At 51.2% G+C, this 22,550-nt stretch carries 24 protein-coding genes; all 24 read right to left on the reverse strand.

Annotated elements, in window-relative coordinates; translation table 11 throughout:
• Window positions 1-250: 250 nt before the first annotated feature.
• Window positions 251-586 carry a Nif11-like leader peptide family RiPP precursor gene (locus tag AAIG11_RS13130; RefSeq protein ID WP_283409349.1) on the reverse strand — a complete coding sequence of 112 codons (336 nt, stop codon included), beginning with the start codon at window positions 584-586 and terminating at the stop codon, window positions 251-253.
• Between the two features lie 20 nt (window positions 587-606).
• Window positions 607-1,812: a radical SAM protein gene (locus AAIG11_RS13135; protein ID WP_283409350.1), complete on the reverse strand. Its 1,206-nt coding sequence runs from the start codon at window positions 1,810-1,812 to the stop codon at window positions 607-609.
• Between the two features lie 70 nt (window positions 1,813-1,882).
• Window positions 1,883-2,167 carry a Nif11-like leader peptide family RiPP precursor gene (locus AAIG11_RS13140; protein WP_283409351.1) on the reverse strand — a complete coding sequence of 95 codons (285 nt, stop codon included), beginning with the start codon at window positions 2,165-2,167 and terminating at the stop codon, window positions 1,883-1,885.
• 37 nt (window positions 2,168-2,204) lie between these two features.
• Window positions 2,205-2,486, reverse strand: a complete 282-nt coding sequence (locus tag AAIG11_RS13145) for a Nif11-like leader peptide family RiPP precursor (protein WP_283409352.1) — start codon at window positions 2,484-2,486, stop codon at window positions 2,205-2,207.
• 73 nt (window positions 2,487-2,559) lie between these two features.
• Window positions 2,560-2,832, reverse strand: coding sequence for a Nif11-like leader peptide family RiPP precursor (locus AAIG11_RS13150; protein WP_283409353.1), 273 nt, complete (start codon window positions 2,830-2,832; stop codon window positions 2,560-2,562).
• A gap of 87 nt (window positions 2,833-2,919) precedes the next feature.
• Window positions 2,920-3,537 carry a hypothetical protein gene (locus tag AAIG11_RS13155; protein WP_343186700.1) on the reverse strand — a complete coding sequence of 206 codons (618 nt, stop codon included), beginning with the start codon at window positions 3,535-3,537 and terminating at the stop codon, window positions 2,920-2,922.
• A gap of 39 nt (window positions 3,538-3,576) precedes the next feature.
• Window positions 3,577-3,855 (reverse strand): Nif11-like leader peptide family RiPP precursor, encoded by a 279-nt coding sequence (locus AAIG11_RS13160; protein WP_283409355.1) that lies wholly within the window; start codon window positions 3,853-3,855, stop codon window positions 3,577-3,579.
• Window positions 3,856-3,946: 91 nt separating this feature from the next.
• Window positions 3,947-4,264 carry a hypothetical protein gene (locus AAIG11_RS13165; protein ID WP_283409356.1) on the reverse strand — a complete coding sequence of 106 codons (318 nt, stop codon included), beginning with the start codon at window positions 4,262-4,264 and terminating at the stop codon, window positions 3,947-3,949.
• A gap of 91 nt (window positions 4,265-4,355) precedes the next feature.
• Complete coding sequence (locus AAIG11_RS13170) at window positions 4,356-4,673, reverse strand: Nif11-like leader peptide family RiPP precursor (protein WP_283409357.1); 318 nt, start codon at window positions 4,671-4,673, stop codon at window positions 4,356-4,358.
• 14 nt (window positions 4,674-4,687) lie between these two features.
• Window positions 4,688-5,665: a peptide arginase family protein gene (locus AAIG11_RS13175; RefSeq protein ID WP_343186701.1), complete on the reverse strand. Its 978-nt coding sequence runs from the start codon at window positions 5,663-5,665 to the stop codon at window positions 4,688-4,690.
• A 180-nt stretch (window positions 5,666-5,845) separates the two neighbouring features.
• Window positions 5,846-6,175, reverse strand: coding sequence for a Nif11-like leader peptide family RiPP precursor (locus tag AAIG11_RS13180; RefSeq protein ID WP_343186702.1), 330 nt, complete (start codon window positions 6,173-6,175; stop codon window positions 5,846-5,848).
• 89 nt (window positions 6,176-6,264) lie between these two features.
• Window positions 6,265-6,540: a Nif11-like leader peptide family RiPP precursor gene (locus AAIG11_RS13185; protein ID WP_343186703.1), complete on the reverse strand. Its 276-nt coding sequence runs from the start codon at window positions 6,538-6,540 to the stop codon at window positions 6,265-6,267.
• A 310-nt stretch (window positions 6,541-6,850) separates the two neighbouring features.
• Window positions 6,851-7,180, reverse strand: a complete 330-nt coding sequence (locus AAIG11_RS13190; RefSeq protein ID WP_283409361.1) for a Nif11-like leader peptide family RiPP precursor — start codon at window positions 7,178-7,180, stop codon at window positions 6,851-6,853.
• Window positions 7,181-7,282: 102 nt separating this feature from the next.
• Window positions 7,283-8,617 carry a hypothetical protein gene (locus AAIG11_RS13195; RefSeq protein WP_283409362.1) on the reverse strand — a complete coding sequence of 445 codons (1,335 nt, stop codon included), beginning with the start codon at window positions 8,615-8,617 and terminating at the stop codon, window positions 7,283-7,285.
• 104 nt (window positions 8,618-8,721) lie between these two features.
• Window positions 8,722-8,997, reverse strand: coding sequence for a hypothetical protein (locus tag AAIG11_RS13200; protein WP_283409363.1), 276 nt, complete (start codon window positions 8,995-8,997; stop codon window positions 8,722-8,724).
• A 115-nt stretch (window positions 8,998-9,112) separates the two neighbouring features.
• Window positions 9,113-9,427, reverse strand: a complete 315-nt coding sequence (locus tag AAIG11_RS13205) for a hypothetical protein (protein WP_343186704.1) — start codon at window positions 9,425-9,427, stop codon at window positions 9,113-9,115.
• A 177-nt stretch (window positions 9,428-9,604) separates the two neighbouring features.
• On the reverse strand, window positions 9,605-9,961 hold the full coding sequence (locus tag AAIG11_RS13210; protein WP_343186705.1) for a hypothetical protein: 357 nt from the start codon (window positions 9,959-9,961) through the stop codon (window positions 9,605-9,607).
• Window positions 9,962-10,013: 52 nt separating this feature from the next.
• Window positions 10,014-12,935, reverse strand: a complete 2,922-nt coding sequence (locus AAIG11_RS13215) for an NHLP bacteriocin export ABC transporter permease/ATPase subunit (protein WP_343186706.1) — start codon at window positions 12,933-12,935, stop codon at window positions 10,014-10,016.
• 15 nt (window positions 12,936-12,950) lie between these two features.
• Window positions 12,951-15,197, reverse strand: a complete 2,247-nt coding sequence (locus AAIG11_RS13220; protein WP_343186707.1) for an NHLP family bacteriocin export ABC transporter peptidase/permease/ATPase subunit — start codon at window positions 15,195-15,197, stop codon at window positions 12,951-12,953.
• 12 nt (window positions 15,198-15,209) lie between these two features.
• Window positions 15,210-16,637, reverse strand: a complete 1,428-nt coding sequence (locus AAIG11_RS13225) for an NHLP bacteriocin system secretion protein (RefSeq protein ID WP_343186708.1) — start codon at window positions 16,635-16,637, stop codon at window positions 15,210-15,212.
• A gap of 12 nt (window positions 16,638-16,649) precedes the next feature.
• Window positions 16,650-17,813: an ABC transporter substrate-binding protein gene (locus AAIG11_RS13230; protein WP_343186709.1), complete on the reverse strand. Its 1,164-nt coding sequence runs from the start codon at window positions 17,811-17,813 to the stop codon at window positions 16,650-16,652.
• Window positions 17,810-18,586, reverse strand: a complete 777-nt coding sequence (locus tag AAIG11_RS13235) for a hypothetical protein (RefSeq protein ID WP_343186710.1) — start codon at window positions 18,584-18,586, stop codon at window positions 17,810-17,812. The genes AAIG11_RS13230 and AAIG11_RS13235 overlap by 4 nt, the downstream gene beginning before the upstream one ends.
• Window positions 18,587-18,685: 99 nt before the next feature.
• Entirely contained in the window at window positions 18,686-19,774 is a 1,089-nt protein-coding gene (locus AAIG11_RS13240; RefSeq protein ID WP_343186711.1) for a DUF7005 family protein, read from the reverse strand.
• A 187-nt stretch (window positions 19,775-19,961) separates the two neighbouring features.
• Complete coding sequence (locus tag AAIG11_RS13245; RefSeq protein ID WP_343186712.1) at window positions 19,962-22,436, reverse strand: MFS transporter; 2,475 nt, start codon at window positions 22,434-22,436, stop codon at window positions 19,962-19,964.
• Between the last annotated feature and the right edge of the window lie 114 nt (window positions 22,437-22,550).

Below are 22,550 nucleotides of genomic sequence, written 5' to 3' on the forward strand. Positions count from 1 at the left end.
ATCGCCCGTTGGAGCCGTCACCCCCTCCAATCATGGGCAAGGTTCCTCTGAAGTGCATTCCCCTCTGGAGGATCTCTTCACCTGAGAAGCAGCATCACTTTCTCAATGCTTCCAAATTTGCTTGTCTCGTTATCTTCCAATTCTACTATATTGGTGGTCTGCTGAAAAACCCTGACCAATTCGATCCAGGTATTAATTTGCCAGACGGGGGTGGGAGCCTTTTCTTTGCTCCCGGGTGATGATCAGTGTTCTACCACCTGCCTCTAACGTCACCTGCTGCTGTCAGTTCATTTATGAGCGGCTTTCTATTTATCATGGAGTAGCTGTCGGGCTTCTGATACGGAGGGATATATCCGCCTGCCACTTCTTCCATGTCATTCTCCGACAGTTCATGACCGACAGCCTCTGCTTCCAGTGCTTTCAAGGTTGCTTCATATACCTGTTTGAGTTCTTCCAGCGTAAACTCCAGCCCTTTTTCTTTCAACAGTACCTGTACCTCTTCAGCCGTTTCCTGCATATACAGTTCTTTTGCAAAAACCTCATCTGCTTCCATCATTTCTCCCAGCTTTTTCATTTTCTCTTCCATGACTTCATCTCCTTAGTTTTTTATACTAATGAGCATTGATAGCCATGCCCTGCGGCACGGCATGGCAGGCAGTTTGCCTTCAGTTCACAGGCTTCACAACTGGCGTCCCGGTTTTCTTCGTGTTCCCGTAACCCTTTTAGAATGGGTGAATGTAGCCAGTATGCTTGTAGACTGGGGTACGGCTCTGGTGTCATCACATGGCGGCAGGGAGTCCAGTTGCCGTCCACATCGAGTGCCGCTCCGTTTCTTCCGGCACCACATCCTCTGTGAATCCCCTGGTTATGGTTGAAGAAAAATGATTTTCCAAGTTCTGCTCTCAAAGGGGAAAAACAGGGCTCCACCAGCACTGGCATGCTGTCTTTCTGGCGACGGCACTCTTTCAAATAGGCTGCCAGCTGCAGGAGACTCTCTTTTTTGATGGGTGCCTGGATGCTCATGGTCGCATCCGGTTTTGTTTCCAGAATCACCACGCCATCCATGTCATGAGCTTCTGCCAGTTTCACCAGGTCAGGAAAATCGGCGATGTTGTCTTCCCGTGCCACCCAATTGATGTAGGCTTTGGTTTCACCATCTTCTTGAAGCAACCGAAGGGCATTCATCGCTTCATGATAACCTTCCCGTGATAACCGGTTCACTGCCTCAGTGGATCCGTTCAGCGACACATACACATCATCAACACCTGCGGCTTTCAGCTGGCGCAAGCGTTCCCGGTCAAATCCCCAGCCACTGATGGCAATGGATGAAATCATTCCCAGGGCCCGGATCTTTCGCAGCAGCCGGTCCAGATGGGGGTAGGCCAGGGTTTCGCCGCCACTCAGGTTGATGTTGGGCACCTTCATCGCCGCTGCTTCCTCCAGGGCTTTTTCCGCTGTTTCCGGATTCAGGTCTCTTCCATTCTCCAGGGTGCAATAGCACTGGGGGCAGCGAAGGGGGCACCGGGTGGTCAGTTCCAGGTTGATGACTTCCGGTGCTGTCATAGAGCGTTGGGGTGGTGAAACAGTTCTCGTGGCCTCAATGAGTGTTATATAGTGGAGACGTTCCTCCTGGGAGGGGTTTTCCGGCAGTCCAAAATCATCTATCAGTCGCTGCACCAGGGGATTGGACTCACCTGTTTCCAGCCACTGCCCCAGTTGATTCAGCTGAAGGGCCTGTACATAAATGCAGTGACCTCCCGGCATCCGGTATGCCGCCAACATGTTCTTTTCCGAACGCCATATGGTATTCATCTCTCAGGTCTCCTTTTCTTAATGAGATCATTTCGCGCTCTTTTGTCGTGGTGTGTTGAAGGTTGCCCTTCTACCATGTTAGATGCATCCTCATTCTTATTCTCCTTGGTCCCTCCCCCATTGATCCGCCAGCCACTCTATCCAGGTTCTCTTCAGATAGTTCGCCTGTTTCTGAGGGTGTGATGGATGTGATCAATGCTTCCCTTGCTGCATTTATTTCTTCAATGGTCATCTCCACATCGTTTTCTTTTAGAAAAACCTGTACCTCTTCCGGCGTTTCCAGCTGGAACAACTTTTCAGCCAACTGCTCATCCGCTTCCAGTTTCTGTTGTAACAATCTCAATTTATCTTCCATATTCATCCACCTTTCACTTCTTATGATGGCTGCCTTTTTACCATATGATATAATATCCAGGTGTCTTCGGTGACTTATGTCCCCGATATCCCCCAGCCACGTTATCCAGGTCCTCCTCAGATAATTCGCCTGCTTCTGAAGGCGCGACAGTTCTGTTCAAAATATCCCTTGCTGCAATAATTTCTTCAATGGTCATCTCCAGGCTGTTTTCCTTTAATAAAACCTGTACCTCTTCCGGGGTTTCCTGCTGGAACAGCTTTTCAGCCAACTGCTCTTCGGCTTCCAGCTTTCGAAATAACCATTTCAATTTTTCTTCCATTCTTCATCCACCTTTCACTTTTTATATGGTCTCATGTCTGTTCTTGGTGCCAGACTACACCCGCATTTGTTGCTTACCACCTTCCAACGGGGTGTTCTCTACCAGATCCAAAACCCGTACCACCTGCCACATTATCCAGGTCTTCCTTTGATAGTTCCGCTTCATCGGTCACCATGAATTTTGCCACAGTCGCCTCAAGTTGTTTTATTTCTTCCATATCAAATATCATGCCTTCTGCCGCCAACACAGTTTGAGCTTCTTCAGCGGTTTCCTGAGAAAAAAGTTTTTCCGCCAATACCGGATCTTCTTTCAGTTTTTTCATCAGCATGGTTGATTTGTCTTCCATTTTTCAGCCCCCTTTCTACTTGTGTTTTGGTTAACAACTAAGATGTTACACTACCTTGGTCCCGGTACCCAGCCTGATTCTCTGTCACTAAACGGCCTTGCCTTCTGGTATCATTTCAAGAGACAGGTGGGGATGGTCTTTTTGAAGGATCCGGGCAATTTGATTTTTTGTGTCAATGATCTCTTTTTTCAGGTAACTGGGTTGATAGGTTGTAATGTATACCAGAATGATATACTGGCTGCCATTTTTACTGATAAACACGTCTTCCACTAAGATGTGTGTTGGCATATTTTGATGCACCACTTCTTCGAAATAGCTACGTTTATGATGATCTTGCAAAGTTCCGCCGGCCATTTCGATTAATGAATTCTTAATAATGGCCACAGGTTCTTTGATGAGCAGGGTAGTCAGAAATAGTACAAATATGGAGTCTGCTAAATAGGGAATAAAATCACCACCCAGTTCAGCTCCTCCTGGCATGCTGTCTTTCTGGCGACGGCGCTCTTTCAAGTAGGCTGCCAGCTTATCAGTCGCTGCACCAGGGGATTGGACTCCCCTATTTCCAGCCACTGCCCCAGTTGATTCAGCTGAAGGAGACGCAAATAGCTGAATTGACCTCCCGGCATCCGGTATGCCGCCAACATGTTCTTTTCCGAACGCCCTATGGTTTTCCTCTCTCAGGTCTCCTTTATTTAATGAGATCATTTCATACTCTTTTGTTGTGGTGTGTTGAAGGTTGCCCTTCTACCATGGTATATGAATCATTCTTCTCCTTGGTACATCCCCTGTGGATCCGCCAGCCACTCTATCCAGGTTCTCTTCCGACAATTCGCCTGTTTCTGAGGGTGTGATGGATGTAATTAATGCTTCCCTTGCTGCATTTATTTCTTCAATCGTCATGTCAAATCCGTTTTCTTTCAACAAAGCCTGTACCTCTTCCGCTGTTTCCAGCTGAAACAGCTTTTCAGCCAGCTTTTCATCCGCTTCCAGTTTCTGTTTTAACAACATCATTTTATCTTCCATTTTTCATCCACCTTTCACCTTTTGTATCAACACATGTCTGGTACTCCTTCATCGCCATTTAAGGGCTGATGATTTAATCGGCAGTTACTTTTTACCAGCGCTTTCCCTTTGCTTCTGTAACGTATGCAGTGGATCCGACCGCCATTAATGCAAGGGCAAGCCCCAGCATCCAGAAAAACCCGCCCGTTACTTCTTCCAGATCTTCTTCGGATAATTCGCTTTCTTCAGAGCGTTCCATGGCTTTGATCAAGGCTTCCCTCACTGTATTGATTTCTTCAAGAGTCATCTCCACATCGTTATCTTTTAGAAGAACCTGTACCTCTTCCGCTGTTTCCAGCTGAAACAGCTTTTCAGCCAGCTTTTCATCCGCTTCCAGTTTCTGTTTTAACAACATCATTTTATCTTCCATTTTTCATCCACCTTTCACCTTTTGTATCAACACATGTCTGGTACTCCTTCATCGCCATTTAAGGGCTGATGATTTAATCGGCAGTTACTTTTTACCAGCGCTTTCCATTCGCACTCATCGTCAGTTGAGTCAAACCAGCAGCACACGCTATAGCAAGGATCATGCTTATGAGGAAAACACCACCGGTCACTTCTTCCAGATCTTCTTCGGATAATTCCCCTTCTTCAGAGCGTTCCATGGCTTTGAGCAAGGCTTCCCTCACTGTATTAATTTCTTCAATGGTCAAATCCACGCCGTTTTCTTTTAAAAGAGCCTGTACCTCTTCCGGTGTTTCCTGCTGCATCAGCTTTTCAACCAACTGCTCATCCGCTTCCAGTTTCTGTTTTAACAACATCATTCTTTCTTCCATTTTTCATCCACCTTTCACTTTTCGCCAGGCTGCTGCCTGGTCTGCAAACAGCCTTCTTCGCTGACAAGAAACAAATGAAGTGGTATTACCTTCATAGAATAAATCTCTCTCAGCGCTTTCAGCAACTTGTTTTCAATCTGCCGCCACTGATCCTCTGGTGTATAACCGGACATGCGGGAACGGCAAAGGGTTATTAATAGGGGTTTTAATTGATTGCGGCTTAAAAAATCCTTTAGTTTTCCAATGCGTCGTTCAATCACAGCCTCAGATACTTTTAACAGCTCCGGTATTTCCTGAAATTCTTCGTAGGAGAGGTAATACCGGCTGTGGTCTCCCTCTCCCTCCCGATGGGCTGAAAGAGCCGCCGCAGGCAACAGGCGCATGGGGTGATAAGGGTTTTCCTGGTACTCCCGGTAAGCTTCTGCGGTTATTTCAATACGGGTTTCTGCTGACGAGAGTCCATTGTCGCAGGAGAAAATATCCAAATCGATGTCCAGGATCAGCGGTCGGTGGGTTTGATAGTCGCTGGTGGTTTGAAGCTGAATGTACCGGTAAAAGCTGTGGTTTCCCCACTTGCTTTCCGGGTTTTCCAGCACCCGCCGCAGCATGGGTGTTACCTCACCGGATGTGAAGTGGCATCCTTGGGATTTCCAGGAAACAACACTGCGCCAGGTGTCCGATGCGTTGCCAATGCCAAACCCTTTCAACCAGGCCACTTCGCCCAGCAGGCCCTGGTAGAGCTGGGGTGTAATGAAATTGGCAATGCCCAGGTTCTGGTATGTATAGTCCACGATGCCCTGGGAATCCTCCGGCAGGGCATGGATGGAGGTGGGGATTCCGCCTTGTACCAGATCGTCATGGGTGTCTGTGTGCAGCAGTGCGTTGCCGGCAGGAGGAATGATGCCTCTCCCGGAGGCTTCCTGCCAGACAGTAAATGCCTGATGGTGTTCCTCAATGATGATGAGGGGAATTGGGTTCTGCCTATGGTGCATTGTCATCACCCCTGTGTGGATTTGTTGTTCAGCCAGGTTTTCTTTAGATACGGAGGCAGGTCCCCCCCCAGAGTTTCTGGCATGTTTCATTGGTCTTATCCGAGTCTGTTTCAAGAAAAGAGGGCTGCCAGTCAGGGGGCACTTCCCCTTCAAAGGTTTCCCTGAAAACAGTTTCGCCTTCTACCAGCGCCATCTTGTCGCTATCGTTGTGGCTAAACCGCCTGCGCCTAGGAGAGAATAAATCGCCATACCGATCCCTACAGCTGCAAGGACACCGATTCCACCTGTCACTTCTGCCAAGTCTTCTTCTGACAATTCGCCTTCCGACATGCGGTCCATCAGTTTCAGCAGAACTTCCCTTATCTCATTAACTTCTTCAATGGTCAAATCCACGCCATTTTCTTTTAAAAGAGCCTGTACATCTTCCGATGTTTCCTGCTGCATCAGCTTTTCAACCAACTGCTCATCCGCTTCCAGTTTCTGTTTTAACAACATCATTCTTTCTTCCATTTTTCATTCACCTTTCACTTTTTATATGGTCTCATGTCTGTTGTTGTGTCATGGCGATCTTGGTGCCAGACTACACCATCATCTGTTGCTTACCAACTTCCCCTGGTAAAAACGACACTACCGTATTCAAAACCCGTACCACCTGCCACGTTATCCAGGTCTTCCTCTGATATTTCCTCTTCAACGATCACCATTGATTTTGCCACAATCGCAGCAAGCTGTTTTATTTCTTCCATGTTAAACATCATGCCTTCTGCCGCCAGCACAGTTTGGGCTTCTTCAGCGGTTTCCTGAGAAAAAAGTTTTTCCGCCAATACCGGATCTTCTTTTAGTTTTTTCATCAGCATGGTTGATTTGTCTTCCATTTTTCATCCACCTTTCACTTTTCACAAGGCTGCTGCCTGGTCTGCAAACAGCCTTCTCCGCTGGCAAGAAACAATTGTAGGTGAGGTAATACCGGCTGTGGTCTCCCTCTCCCTCCCGATGGGCTGAAAGAGCCGTCGCAGGAAAAAACATCCAAATCGATGTCCAGGATCAGCGGCCGGTGGATTTGATAGTCGCTGTTGGAACGCTCTTTTCTTGGCACTTCTCCATTTGCTTCGTTTAACTCTATTGAGGTTTATGGGCTGTTACTCCATCGTGGTGATTTGGGATAACGTCACTGTTATGACTCTTTTACCAACGTCCTTTTGTAAACATATTGGTGACAGTTGTGCCAGTGGCTAGAGCAACAAAAATCCCACACAGTGCCAATACACCGTAAGCGAAAAAGATGCCACCTGTTACTTCTTCCAAGTCCTCTTCTGACAATTCGCCTTCTGTCATGCGGTCCAGCATTTTCAGTATGGCTTCTCTTATTTCATTAATTTCTTCAATGGTCAAATTCACATCGTTTTCTTTTAAAAGAGCCTGTACCTCTTCCGGTGTTTCCTGCTGCATCAGCTTTTCAACCAACTGCTCATCCGCTTCCAGTTTCTGTTGTAATAATTTCAATTTTTCTTCCATATTCATCCACCTTTCACTTTTTATATGGTCTCATGTCTGTTGTTCTGTCATGGCGATTTTGGTGCTCTTTGGATATTTAAACCCCAGGACTGGTCTTTGTCATCATTGTTGGGAGTTGCTGTTCAGCCAGGTTTTTTTCAGATAAGGCGGCAGGTTGATCTCCCAGGGTTTCTGGCTTGTCTCGCTGGTCTTTACCGTGTCCGTTTCAATAAAACAGGGCCGCCAGTGAGTGGGTACTTCTCCTTCAAAGGTTTCACTGAAAACAGTTTCACCTTCATTCAGACACCTGTTGCGAAAGTCCTGGTCAAGCATGGCTTTTGTCATTAGCTGCTTCATGTTTTCCTGGGTCTGGCGTTGCCAGTGGCGGTAGGCTGCCGTGCCTTTCGCCATCTCCTGATTTCTTTCCGCTGCCTCCCGGGCGAGGCGTTTCTTTTGAAGCTGCTTTTTAATGGAAACTGCCAGGGTCTGCAGGTAGACCTTTGCTGTGAGGGGTTGGCCCTCCTGCTGTGTCAGTTTAAAGTGGGATATTCTGTTGATCAGGGCGCAATAACCTGCTTCCTTGCCCATGAACTGCCCCCGGGTTCCTTTCCATGACAGCAGGATCTCCTTCTTTTCTTGTGTGCACAGGCCTGCTTTGATGAGCTCTTCCAGAAAGGCATGGAGATTTTCGGGGGAAGTCACACCAAAATTAATGCCCAGTTTTGGGTGTACGCCTTCTTCTGCCACATCCACATCCAGGATGAATCTGCCGTCGCTATGGTGCTTGGTGAGGTTGTTGAGGGAGGCCACATCCGGCGGAGTTCCTTTCCATTGCAGGCCTTCTGTCCAGGTCATTGCCTGTTCCCAGCTCATTTCTGCGGTGAACAGCCTCAGGCGGTCCTGGTGACGGGCCAACATGGTGCCCATCTGAAAAACCGTCACTTCTTCCGGCAGGGAAGAAAGGGTGTGCAGTAATGTGTTTTCCATTTTTCCAACAGCCGGGTTATCCAGCAGCATTGACAGGCTGGGGCGCAGCAGTGGCTGGTGCATGCCTCTTCGGGGGTGAACACCGCTGCCGTCGTAAAAGAAGCAGGGCGGGGGAAGAGGCTGTTCGTAGGCGGTCTGGTCCATTTCAATCCACACTTCCGCCACCTCTGCCGGCCACCCACGGCAAAAGCTTATGAGTCGCTGCCAGCTGTCAGCTTCTGCCATTTTGTCGAAGGCGGGGCTTGAAAATGCCTGAATCATTGCAGGTGCCTCTTCTGCCAACACGCGAAAAGAAATGTCTGCCCTGCCGGCCTGGTCATTTAAATTGGTTTCTGCGATGACTTCGCTGGTCTGAAAACCGGCAAAGGATTCGCTTAATCGTTGTATGTGTCTGGCCGTATCTGTGGAGAACAGATTCTCCGGTGCCTGTGATACAGTTATTTTCAGTAAATCCCCCACGTCTACGGGCATTGAAATGCTCCTTTCCTGACAACTCTCCATCGCTCGATTCAACTCGTATGCGACACTATTAGTGACACTACCTACGTTCCCTGGAAGTTACCCGCTATAAAGAGTTAACATAAGCGGCTAACATCTGTAAAATTCCCCACAAACTGCTTGCTGGAAGGAACCTGCATTCTCGAACCTCCGGCTACTTGCTCTAAATCAGCTTCATCCAGCTCGCCGATAGCTTCTCCTTTAAAGGTTTCTTCCAATATCTGCGTTTCCTCTGGGGTCAGGGTGATACCCAAAGAATCTATCATGGCGATGAGCGCTTCTTTAGACTTGCATTGTTCCAGCTGCTGTATTTGTTCTTTTGTAGCGGTTTGTAAAAAGATTTTCACTGACATGACTTCTTCCTCCTTTTTTCTGCTTCGAAGCCTTCTTGCCCTCCGTCCCCACGTTACCCTCCATGTTTGTTACTCCCTCGTGGTGTTTTTGGGTAACGGCACTGTTATGACGCTTCTACCAACGCCCTCTTGATTCCGTGTGGGCAAAGAGACCCCAACCAGTAACTTTTGCTGCTATGAAGAGTACCAGAGTGGTTACCCCAAAAGCTATAGCGAAGCAGCCCCCTGTCACTTCTTCCAGGTCTTCCTCGGATAATTCGCCTTCTTCAGCGCGTTCCAGGGCTTTGATCAGAACTCCTCTCACTTCACCGATCTCTTCAATGGTCAAGTCTACGTCATTTTCTTTCAACAAGGCCTGTACCTCTTCCGGTGTTTCCTGCTGGAACAACTTTTCAACCAACTGCTCATCAGCTTCCAGTTTCTGTTTCAATACAACCCATTTGTCTTCCATTTTTCATCTCTCTTTCTATTTGTATTTTGGTTAACAACTAAGAAGTTACACTACTGGAGGTTACACTGCCTCCGTCCCCACGTTACCCGTGGAGGTTACACTGCCTCCGTCCCCACGTTACCTCCTACCTCCTAAAATCCGCGAAAACCAGATTTTTTATTTGGATTTATTTTCGTTAACTACCTGCTCGATAGCTCCTGTACCACCTAAAACTCCTAATGTAAGTGCAGAAGCTATAATGACACTGATTATAAAGAGGAACAAAGAACCGCCACCCACTTCGTCCAACTCGTCCTCTGACAATTCCCGCTCCAAACCTTTGCCTTCTTCTGCTAATTCAAACGCTTTTGCAATGGCTTTTTTCACTTCACCGGCTTCCTGCAGGCTTAACTCTACGTCGTTTTCTTTCAATAGTGCCTTCACTTTTTCGGGTGTTTCCTGCTCTACTAACTGTTTAAGCAAGTCTTCGTTTGCCTCTAGTTTTTGCTTTAATAACTCCAGTTTTTCTTCCATGTTTATTCCACCTTTTGATTTTAATCAAAATGTAAATCTTCTGGTTTAATTCTTAGGCCAGCTGCCGCTTGGCCAGTTGGGCAAAAAGACCGTTCATGTTCATCAGTTCTTCATAGGTGCCCTGCTCTGCGATTTCTCCCTGATCCATGACTATGATTCGCTGGCAGTTGATGATGGTACTGAGTCGGTGGGCAATGACAATGCGGGTGGCGCTTAACTGGTCAAGGCTTTCGCTGACTATTTTCTGGGTTCGGTTGTCAAGGGCGCTGGTGGCTTCGTCAAAGTAGATGATTCGTGGCCGGCTGACAATGGCCCTGGCAATGAGCAGCCGTTGCCGCTGGCCTCCTGAAAGGGTGCTGGCTCCTTCACTGATGACGGTGTGCATGCCCATGGGCATGGCTTTGATGTCTTCTTCCATGCCGGCCCGCCGGGCGGCGTCCCAAGCGTCCTCCATGGTGAGGCTTGGGTTGGATCCCACAATATTGGTGTAAATGTCTCCCTGCATCAGCTGCCCGTTTTGCAGTACCACGCCCAGCTGTTTGCGCACCGATCGGATGTCCACTTTTGTCAGGTCTTTGCCATTGTAGTAGACCTGCCCGGTCTCTGGCTTTTCAAATCCCAGCAGCACCCGGAACAGGGTTGACTTGCCGCTGCCGGAGGAACCCACCAGGGCCACGTACTCCCCTTCCTGAATCTTGAAAGACATGTCTTTCAGTACCAGGGGAGCACCTTCCTTGTACCGGAAAGAAACCCGGCTCACTTCGATTTCTCCTGTCAGCACCCCGACGTCGCCCTTGGCTTCGTCGTATTCCGGCATCGCCTCCAGAATGGGGGCGATCATTTTGTACATGGGGTTGATGGCATTGACGGTAATATAGGTTTGCGAGAGATTTGTCATATAGCCGATAAAACTGCCCAGGGCGGAATTAAAGGCAATGAATTTCCCTGGGTCCAGGTGTGATTTGGTGGATTTGATCACCATGTAATAGATGAACATGGAGGTGACCACAGGGAACAGGGCGTTAAAGGTTTTCATGATATTGGCAACGGTTTCGTTTTTCAATGCCACTTGCCGCTGTTGGCTGAAGGCTTTTGTCCATTGGTGGAAGGCTCGGTTTTCTGCTCCTGCCACCCGGAATTTGGCCACGCCGCTGAAAAGCTGCAGCACCATGCCCTGAATATCTTTGGAGAAGTCGATGAGCTTCTTCTCGTACCGCAACTGGAAATGGCCCAGGCCCAGGGTCACCAGAATACTGACGACCACTGGAATGGTGGCAAAAAGAGCCAGTCGTTTGTTGTAGTAAAACAGCAATCCGAAGGTGAAAATGGAAAACATGCTGGTGATGATGGTGTTCACCGCCACCCCGGAAAGCACTTTTCGAATCTGGGTAATGCCCATGGCCCGCATGGCCAGTTCACCGGAGGTATAGTCCTTGAAAAAGGGTACCGGCAAGGCCAGCAGCCGATCCCACACCGCTGCCTGAATGGCGCCGTCCATTTTGCCTTCCAAGCGCAGCATGGCAAAAGAGCGGGTCAGCTCAAACAGTGCGTTGGCCAGGGCCACAGATCCCAGCAGGAATCCGATTTGCAGCAATCGTGACCGTTCTCCTTCGGGAATCACTGTGTCAAAAACAATGCCTGTTGCCACAGGGGTAAGCATGCCCAAAATCCCGCCGGCAATCCCCATCAGCAGGATAATCACCAAATCCCGGCGCCAACTGCTGGTAAGGCCGAACTGAATCAGATCTTTGGCTTTGAGCACTTTATTGGGGAAGGGGCGGTAGAAGTACTGGGCGAAGCCTTCCATCTCCTCTGCCAGGGCTTTGTCCACCACCCTGCTCTCCCGGGTTACCGGGTCGTGCATTCGGTAACGGGAGGGGTTTTCAGGGATCAGGGCCACTGGTTTCTTGTCTTCCCCCCAGTAAGCCAGCAGGGGGCCGTGGTCTTCACGGTGCCAGTCTTCCCTCAAAATCACCTGGCGGGTGTTGAACCTGGCTGCCTTGGCGATTTCTCCCAGGGGATCTTTGGAATCGACAGATAGAATTTTGTCGATGGAAGCCGGGATGTGGATGTGCTGTTTTTTTCCCACCATCTGGCAGGCTGCCAGCAGGGGATCTCTCACCACCTCTTCCTGAAGGAAGTCGTCCACTTTCTCTGTTACTTTGGCCAGCTGCAGCAGGGAATTCTTCACAAACCACTGGTTGTATTTCTGCTTATCCTCCTGCTGCTGAAGCTGGGTCACCAGCCGCTGCTGCTCCCGGTACACCAGGTACTCCTTGAATGCCAGGTTCATCCAGGTTAAGGCTTGGTCCATCCACCCCTGCTCTACCATTGTTCGGGTGGATGCCAGGGTGATGCTGGTGGCTTCCATTGCTGTGAGCCATCCGATGGGCGATAGGGGGGCCCATTGCCCCTGTTTCAGCCTCGGCCCTTCTTCCCAGTCATTGAGAATTAAGCCGCCGGTGTTCGCCTGCACCCATAGAAACCGGTTGGGTGTTCTGATGCGCTCGTGCTGCTGTACCGTTACCAGGCTGTCTTCCAGAGATACCAGCTGAAACTGACTGTGGACTTTCTCTGGTAACAGATAGCGCTGCAACCGTTCCAACCAGCTGACCACCAGTTTTTCCAGTTCTTTTCCCATTTCTCCCGGGTCTTTTAACGCTTCAATAAAGCGACTTCGTTCCAGCACCACTACCGTGGTGCCATGTCGGCCATTCATGAGGATGCCCCGCTGGTTGTCCTGGTAGGGCAGCAAAGGAAACAGCAGCTCCCCTTCTGTTATTTCAAAAACAAACTGACGGCGTCCTGCCGGTTGAAAATCGTCAATTTTAACGGAAAATAGATCTGCTTTTCCTTCGGTCACCAGGTACACCTGGTTCTGGTCGCGGAGCAACAACGGTTTGTTCCCCTCCAGTTCCAGGGGGGTGCCTAAGGATTTGATTTGCTCATGTAGGTTTTCTTTGTTCAGATCCATGCAGTCACCCCTTTCCTAACCCATGTTGATGAGGTTGGCATAGTACCCACCCATGTTTTTCAAGTCTTCGTGGGAGCCACGTTCCACTATTTTGCCCTGCTCCATCACAATGATTTCGTCGCAGTCGCGAATGGTGCTGAGGCGGTGCGCCACGATGATGCAGGCACAACCACGACGACGGATGTTTTCGTCCAGTTCTTTTTCTGTCAGCGGGTCCAGTGCGCTGGTCGCCTCGTCTAATACCAGTATGCTGGGATTGTTCACCAGCGCCCGGGAAATTTCAAGCCGCTGGCGCTGGCCGCCGCTGAAGTTGGTGCCACCTTCATCCAATTCAGCCATGTAACCGTTGGGTCGTTCTGACACGTCCCGGTGAATGCAGGCGTCTTTGGCCGCCTGAACCACATCCAGTTCAGGGGTGGTGGGGTCCCACAGGGTGATGTTGTCCTGGATGGTTGCCTTAAACATGGCAATGTCCTGGTCTACCACGGCAATGGAGTTGGTCAGCATCTGACGGGGCAGTTCTTTTCGTTCCTTGCCGTCGAAGAGAATGCGTCCTGACCAGGGCTGGTAGAGCCCTGACACCAGTTTGGCCACTGTGGATTTGCCGCTGCCGGAACCGCCCACCAGGGCCACTCGTTCTCCTGGTCTCAGGGTAAGGCTGAAATCATTGATCAGCGGTGGTTCCAAAGGGCTGTATCCAAAAGAGACCTGCTCCAATGTGACCCACCCCTCCAGTTTCTCTTCCCAGATTGGCCGGTCTTCTCCGGCTTCTCCGACTTTCCCAGCTTCGTTATTTTCCTGGTTTTCATTATTTCTCTGGTTGTTTGCCTGCATCTCAGCTGTTGTTTCCGGCAACAGGGTCATGCCGTCGACGGGGTATTTCAGCACGTCGTCCAACCGTGCCATGTCTCCCTTCAGGGTCTGTAACACGCCACCCATCTGCACCAGGCTGTTCACAGGGTCCATGAAACTGCCCATGAGGCTTTGGAAGGCCACCAGCATCCCCACGGTCATGTGACCGTCCAAAATACGGAAACCGCCCACGATCAGGACCAGGGTGTTGGTCAGGGCCGTGAGGAACCCGGGAATGCCTGAAAGCAGCTGGTTGGAAACGCCCATTTTCTGTTCTGCGTTCAGGGTTTTAGCCTGGTACCCTGCCCATTTTGCGAAGAAATCACCTTCGGAGCCGGTGGCTTTCAGGGTTTCAATCATTTGCAACCCTGACATGGCGGTACCCTGCAATTTGCCATAATCCTGCAACAGTTTGGCATTCATGTCTTCCCGTTTATTGGATACCATTCGCAGGTACAGGACACTGATAATGGCCACCACCACGCCGATGAGGGTCAGCACAACGTCGTACTGGATCATGATGAAGACGTAAAAGATAATGACCATGAAATCCAGAAATGTTTTTGCCATCTGGCCTGACATCACTTTGGCCACCTGGTCGTTGCTTTGCATTCGAACGCTCAGGTCGCCCACATAACGCTGCTGAAAAAATTCCACCGGCAGCCGCAGCACATGCCATAAAAACTGGCCGGAGGTACTGAGGGCCACTTTGGTTTCCAGCCGCAGCAGGTAGTATTCCTGAATCCAGGTGAGAAGCGCCCTGAGCACTGCGGTGATTCCCATACCCCATAACAGGGCCTTCAGCCAGTTGTCCCGGCCTCCCAGAAGCACTTCGTCCACAAAAATCTTGGAAAACACCGGGATGACAATGCCGGGAATTACCAGCAGGAGGCCGATGATGATGCTGTAGGTCAAGGCGGTTTCTGAGCCTTTGACCCGTTTAAACAGGGCTTTGATGATGCTGGGCCGGCTGCCGCCTTTTTTAAAGTCGGGGCCGGGCTCGAAGGTGATCACCACGCCGGTGAAGGCTTGGTCCAGCTCTTCTTCTGTCACTGTGCGGGGGCCGGTTCCCGGGTCGTTCAAGTACACTTTGCCATTTTTGAAGCCTTCCAGCACGAGAAAATGGTTGAAATTCCAGTGAATAATAGCGGGGCCGGTGAGCTTCTTCAGAGAAGCGGGTTCCCAGCGGTATCCTTTGGATACGAGGCCGTAACGCCGGGCGGCCCGCAGCATATTGCTGGCTTTACTGCCGTCCCGGGAGACGCCGCACTGTATCCGCAGTTCTTCCAGGGGAACAAATAGTTTGTAGTGGGCTAAAATCATGGCCAGGGAGGCGGCGCCGCATTCCACAGCTTCCATTTGGAGCACTGTGGGTACTTTATACCGAAATCCGGTTGGTTGTGCTGACATAGTTTCGCCTCCTTAGTCGAAAGGCAGGTATTTTTTAATCTTGGGAATGATCATTCGAATGGGTTGCTGGGAACTCACCGTGATGGAGCCACTGCCCACAGTACCGCTGTCAATGACCATGGGGGGGCCCATGGGGGTGGACCACTGGTAGCCGCTGGGGGTATTGGGGTTGGTCACCAGTTCAATACGCACTTCGATGGGGGCTCCCTGGCCTGCCAGCTGGCTCACCAGTTCTTGGTTCCCCAAGGTTAACAGCATTCCCTGAGCCGTTGCCGGGTACTCAGACACCGACACCACCCGACCCAGCATGTAGCCATATTCTTCTTTCTTGGCCACTCCCGGAGAAATCTGAGCCTCCATGCCGGGGATGATCTGTTTGCCCCGGTCTGCCGGCACATACAGAATTCCCTGTAAGTCCTGCACACTGCTGCCTTCCTGAACGATACTGAAGAGGGACGCGCCCGGCTGTACCAAGTCGTCCTGGCTCACCCGCACTTCCAGCACCCGGCCACTGACGCCGGCCACGATGTTGGAAGAAAACTGCAATTGCTGCTGCAAGGCTTCAATGCGGCGTTGTGTGTCCACCATTTCTCTGGCGGTGGAAGAAGCCAGGCGGTTTTGTCGGTCTTCCAACTCTTCTTCCAGCAACCGTACCTGAAGCCGGGTCTGCGTCAGCTGCGCCTCCTGGGCCCGGAGAGACTGCGCGGTTGCCTGTTCCTGAGAAGGAAAGGCTTCCACCGCCTGCCGGGCTCGTTCCACATTCATTTCATACAGCTTAAACTGGTTCACTGCTGCTTCGTACTCTGTCTGGGAAACGGCACCGGCTTCATGAAGGGCTTTTTTTCTGTCCACTTCTTCCTGCTGCCGTTCTGCCTGCATCTCAGCTTCCTCCAGCGCAATCATGGACCGTTCCAGTTCAAAGCGGTTCAGGCTGGCATTAGCGGCTTCCCGATTGTAATTGGCTTCCATGATCACCACCTGGGCGGCGGCATCTTCCAGCCGACGGGTCATTTCATACAGTTCATACAGTTCTTCCTGAAAAGCGGCTTCCTGAAATTGGGGCAGGCTTGTTTCCACCCGTTCCAGTTCAGTGATTTTCAGTTTCAACCGGTTAATTTCTTCCACCATCTCCTGCTGTTCGATGCGGGCCAGCACGTCGCCCTGGCGCACCACATCTCCCTGTCTCACCCGAATGTCTGTCACCCGGCCGCTGCTGGAGTGGGTGACATTGTGAACGCCGCCACTGGTGAGTAGAATCCCCTGCCCGTGGGTTTTGGCGGGAATGCTGCCGAAAATCCCCCATATCAGTGCGGTAACTACCATGGCCCCAATGGCCAGCAAAGCCAGCCAGGCTCGGGGGGTGGTGACTGTCATGATCTGGTCAAGCTGCTCTGGGGATGACAGCCGATCCAGTGATGTTTTACGAAATATTTTGCTCATGCGCTTCCCCTCCTATTCACTGTCCAACAGTTCGTAGACAAAGCGGCCATTGACCACCCGTTTTTGGTAAATGTGTTTACCGGCGACTCGTCCCGTGGAATCAAAGTGGATGTTGCCCGTCAAACCTTCCCAGGTGATCATCCTGAGGGCTTCTGCCACATCGGCGGGAGCAGGGCTTTGCGCCCGGTTCACGGCTTCTGCCAAAATGTGGATGGTTTCGTACCCCTGCACCGCCCATTCGTCGGGTGCTTTTCCATGGACCTGCTGAAAAGTTTCGAGGAATTGGTTCATCCTGGCACCTCCCGTTTCCATATTTGCCAGGGAAGCCAGTACTGCCCCTTCCCCATACTCTCCAAAAGTGTGGATAAAGTCCACGTCCATGCCTGCATCTGCCAGGATGGCCGGGGATTCGCCCGCCTCCTGCAGCCGGAAGAGAAACTCTTTGCCTGTCAGCATGGAGTCTGCCACAAAGACGGCTTCGTAATCCATGGCTTGCCATTTTTGCAGGGCTCGCCGAAAATGGGTGTCTTCATGGAATCGGGTGGCTCTGTCCACCACCTGAAGATTTAAATCATCTGCCGCTGCTTCAAAGGCATTGGCCAATCCCCGGCCGTATTCGTTGTCGGCATAATAAATCACAATCCGTTCCAGGCCTTGTTTATGGGCATACATCGCCATTTCCCTGCCGATGTCATCATCGCCGGGGATGTTTTGGAATATGTTTCCATACCCCCGCTGGGTCAGGCGGCTGTTGGACACAATGGGGGAGATCATCAGCATTCCCGCATCCTCATAAATGGTGGAAACAGGAATGGTGACGTGGGTGCTGGTATGACCAATGACAGCGCTGAGGCTCCTGTTATTGGATAATTCCTGGGCAATGATGGTGCCTTTCATCACAGATGCTTCATCATCATAAGGGGCCAGTTCCAGTGTTCTGCCTGCCACGCCGCCTGCTGCGTTTATTTCCTCCAATGCCAATAGGGCACCATCCATAAAGTCGGTATTGGTGGTCAGAAACGGGATGCGCCCTGCCACCGCGAAGGTCACCGGCTGCTCAGGATTTCGTTCCCATGTTCTTCGCTGTCCTTCCAGGGTGTCGGCACTCTGGCATCCACTGGCCAGCACTGCCAGAAGACCGACGCCTGCGCACAATCTGATTAACCTCTTATTCATCGCATTATAGCCCCCTCATGACTCAATAGTGGTCTTCCATAACGAACCTGCAACCCTTTTTCGGCATCCATTTTGGCTTCATGCCCCTTCAACCCCATGGTCAGCATCTTCTGGTGGCTTTCAATGTCACCGGCTTCGACCCATGGGCCTTTCTGCCACTGCTGACTTTCCTGAAAAAGCGATTTTCTCAGCACCAGCCGCACTGGTTTATTGTTCTGGTTTTTCAAGCCGGCAATGTGCATGCCTAACGCCACCATGTTCACCAGGCTTCTGCCGTTCAGGGGTGACACCGCTGTCAGCAGAATCCCTTCTCTTTCAAAAGGCTGTAGGCAACCCATGGCCTTTTCGGTTAACAAACACTGCAGCCCATTGCCCCGGTACCTTGGGTGAACATTGGTACCCTCCAACTGAATAACCTGCCCCAGTTGGCTTTGGGCAATCCCCAAACAATGCCCCAGGTTGTCTTTTCCCTCCCCGGGCCAGGCAATTACCCGGAAGGCTCCCAGCCCGGTTTCGTCATACATGCCCAGGAGAAAGCCATGTTCCTGATTCAGGTACCCTGCCATTTCTTCCCGGGTATAGGGGATGTACAGGTCCGGGTTTTCCAGTTCACTGATGACCGACTGGTGCAAGGCCATCACTTCTTCCAGTGCCTCTGTTTCAAGGATGGCCAGACGGCAAAGGCTGCTTTTTTTCGTCTCCCGGTTGTAGCAGGAAAGAAGGGGACTGTTTTCAATGGTGCTTCGATGAATCACTGGTTTGACGGGTGCCATGGCCACGCCTCCTCTCGCTGATTTATTTTTTCCACCAGGTTGATTTAGTGGTTATTTCAGTGGTTATTTCAGTGGTTTTAAGGGGTTTTTGAAAGGTTCTCAGAGCCCCGTGCCTGCTGCCATCTGCCGCAGGGTTAATCGGGTCAGGTGAGCCAGTGCGCTGCTCTGGCCTTTTGTGGTGTAGATGTCTGGGTTTCGGCTGCCCCAGGCTTCCAGCTGGTGTGCCGCCTGGGCCACCACTTTCACCACTTCCTGAAAAGCTTTATCAGATAAGTGCTGGTCTTTCAGGTAGTTTTGCATTCGCCCCCCGGGGCGATAGGTCAGGTCTTCCTCAATACCGAAGAAATGGAGCAGCCAGGAGGCTTTGAACTCGCCCAGGGCAGCCACGATCCCCCGGTAGTCGGCCACCATTTCGTCCAGCAGGTGGTTTTTGGCACTGCCGTACACCCGCAGTGTCACGTAATGAGTGGCTTCGTGGGCCAGCCGGATGGCTCGGGAATGGGCCAGCCATTCACTGTTCTTAAGGCCCAGGGCCGTGGCGGTCACCCCACTGTAGGGTGCCTGGGTGATGAGAAGAAACACATCCCGGTAATGTTCCGGTGCCTCTTTCATGTGCTGAAAACTGAAAGCGGCTCCTTTTTGCTTCCGGTATTGTTCCACCCGGTCCCAGTTGTTGTAGCCCTTCACCATGCAGGCCCCCGTGGAAAGGGGGATTTCCACCGGTTCATTCCGGCGGGCCAGTGCCCGCATCAGGTTTTCAAAATCGGGCCGCGAGGGAATATCCAGCACCGGCAGATGCCCTGCTTCTGTTGGGTGAAAAAACAGCCGAATTCCTTCGGGGTCTTCCAGTGGCAACCCGGTGGCTTTTTTCATTAACAGGGGGCTGAGGCCCTTTTTGGTGGCAGCCTGGTATTCGCTGTGTTGGCTCATGCCTGCTTCAATGGGAAAACACAGTTGCCGCAGGGGGGTTTTCAGCACCTTCATCAGGCTTTGCTTCTGGGCCATGGCCTGGTAGCGCTGCCAGTCCTTGATAAATGCCTGGTCTTCAAGGCGGGTGGTCAGATCTGGTGCTTCCCGGGGCTGCACCCAGTGGTTTTCATCCAGTAAACTGGCTGTCGCTCCGGCTGTGGGTGTGCCTGTGTGATTGGTGCCTGTGGGTGTACCTGTGTTTTTCACATGCGTGTTCATGGGCTGCCTCCCGTCAATGAAGCACATTATCAGTTTCAACCAGTTAAACCTGATCTCTACACACAACCGCCTTCGGCTGGTTTTCAGTAAATAGGTTGCAGGGAATAATGAATAGACACCACTCTTTTCAAGTTGTTCACACATATTTGCGCAGGCTTTTTACCATGCATGAACAAAAAGTTCCCGCTTATCCCTGAAGCGGGACTTCCGATTCTTCCCGTTCACCTTTACTTCGGCGCAGGGTGGTCATAAAGGCCAGGGTCAGTACCAGCACCCCTGCCCCGATGAAGCCAATACCCCGCTGGTTGCCCAGCGTGATCATGCCTCCAAAGACCATGGGTCCCAACATCTGCCCGATTTTTTTCACGTTGCTGTAGTATCCCAGTGCCAGGCCCCTACCCAGCCGCTGGGCTGATTCCAACCCCAGCAGGTAATTGGTTTGGGCCACCAGAGCAAAGCTGTCGGCGATGCCCAGAAGAAAAGCAGCGGCAAAGGCGGCCATCAGTGTACCCACTGATGCAAAAACCACCATGGCACCCACGGTGCTGAGGGCTCCCATGACCACCAGGGTTTCCACCCGGAGCCGTTTGCCCAGCACGCGATTGATCACCGGCCCCAGGTAAACGATACAGACGCCGTTCACCAGAAACGCCCGGCCCACATTGGCCACAGGCACATTCATTTCCTGGGTCAGAAGGGGGAAGAAGTAGTCAAGAAACATCATGCAAATGCCGGCAGGCAGTAAGATTCCCAGAAAAAACAGAGACACTTTTTTGTCGGAAAAGAAGTGTTTCAGGGGATTTGTCTGTTTCTTTTCCATGCTTTCCACCAGCTTTTCTTCCACCGGCGGGGCCTTCAAATCGGTTTCTGTCGGCTTTTGGGTAAATTTCAGAACATACAGGGCTGCCAGAGCAATCAACCCCACTGTTACCATGAATACCCCCCGGTAGGCGATGCGGTCTGCCAGCATGGCCCCGATGACCACGCCACAGTTCATGCCGGAATAAATACCGGCATTGAGGGAGGCATATCCCTCAAATCTGTCAGAAGCCAGGGTCAGCACACATCCACGCATGGCCATGAGGATAAAGCCGTACCCGGCTCCGGTAATGCCCCTCACCAAAACAAACACCAGGGGGTTGGTGGTGAACCCAGACATCAGGGTGCCTGCTCCCAGCACCAGAACACCTGCAAAAAAGGTTTTTCGCCAACCGATTTTGTCGATGTATTTTCCTGCCAAAATAATGCCCAATGCCCCCAGCAGGAAGTTGAAAGAAATGGGAAGACCGTAAATCACATTCTCAGAAAGGCCCATCACAGGTCTGGAGATGGATTTCATGAGAAGGGGGATGAAGGAGGAGGACATGAAAATGGCGGTGAAGACGATGAAGGCCAGCACCCGCACCACCAGCGCATCCATGGTCTGGTCTTCCTGTGGCAGGCATGCTTCTCCCGGCAGTGTCTCGTGCCTCTGCCAGGTTTCTTCGTCAGCCGATGAAGGCTTCTTTTTTCGGCTCAGCCACACCATGAGAAAAAAGGTGAGTTCCACCATGAAAAAGGTGGAAGTGACCAAAACGGTGAGGGTGTCCAGCATCAGCTCCCGCAGTTGGTGGCGCAGGTATTCCTGAGAGACCGTCACCTGCAGTGACATGCCGCTGATTTCCCCTGCTGCTTCCGGCAATGGAATGCCGGCGACTTCTTCCCCTGGTTGCCAGGCACTGCCGGCTTCCTCAGGGGTCATGCCGTGAATAATCCGGTCATTTTGAATCATCCGAATGCCTTCCACTTCAGGCAGAGAATTGGCAATGTTGGCCAGGTACTGGTCCATTTGGTAAAACTGGTGGTAACCCACCCCTTTAGCCAATACCGTCTCGATGTCTTTTTCAATAATGGCGGCCACGGCCGCTGTGTTGTCCCGGGTCTGGGTCAGGTAAGCTTCATGGAACATCTGATAGTTTAATAAGCCGTAAATGACCTGGGCAGACCCAATGACCCCCACCATCAACCACAGCAGGATTTTTCGATCAATGTTCCCTTCTACTGTTACCGGCGATTTTCTCCCGCTGAGAAAAATCAGTGCCAGGGTGGCCATACACACCAACAGCAGCAGGTTGCGTCCCTGTTGATACAGGTAAGGCCTGACCCGTTCTTCCACAAGGCTTTCAGAAAAGGCCAGTCCCAGACTGCCAATGGGATGGCCATCCTGGTTCAACACCGGAAAAAACTGGTGGTACACGCCTTCTTCCAAAATGTGCATGTACGCCTGTGAGGGCTTTTCATGAAAGACTGCCTGCCGCTTCATGTTTTCAGACAGGGGGATGTCTTCCAGAGCATACAGTACCTCTCCCGTTCCGGAATACACTTCCACCTGCTGGATGTCTGGAAGCTGGCCGCGAATTTCTTCCAACAGTGCTGTCATGCCATGGAAATTTTCAAGGGGCTTCCCGTATTTGACAGCAAATTCAATTTTTCGAACGGTTTCACCCACCACCACTGACTGGCTGTTCATCAGAGAGGTGACATACTGGTTCCGAAAAGAACTGATGTTAAGCATGCCGGTGAAGGCCAGCACACCGATGATTAACATCAGGGAAGCCACGATAAAGGTTTGTTTCATTTGTTTCTGATTGGTGTCTGCCAGGTTCCTGTTTGTCTGCTTCACCCACATCATCTCATTTCTGTGTTTTCAAGGCTGCCTCATCATGTCACATGCTGGCAGCTGGTGCCTTTACTGGCTATTGCTGGTTAGTGCTGGTTAGTGCTGGTGTCACTGGTT

This window comes from Anoxynatronum sibiricum, assembly GCF_039414295.1.
In the GTDB taxonomy this organism is placed as follows: domain Bacteria; phylum Bacillota; class Clostridia; order Peptostreptococcales; family Tindalliaceae; genus Anoxynatronum; species Anoxynatronum sibiricum.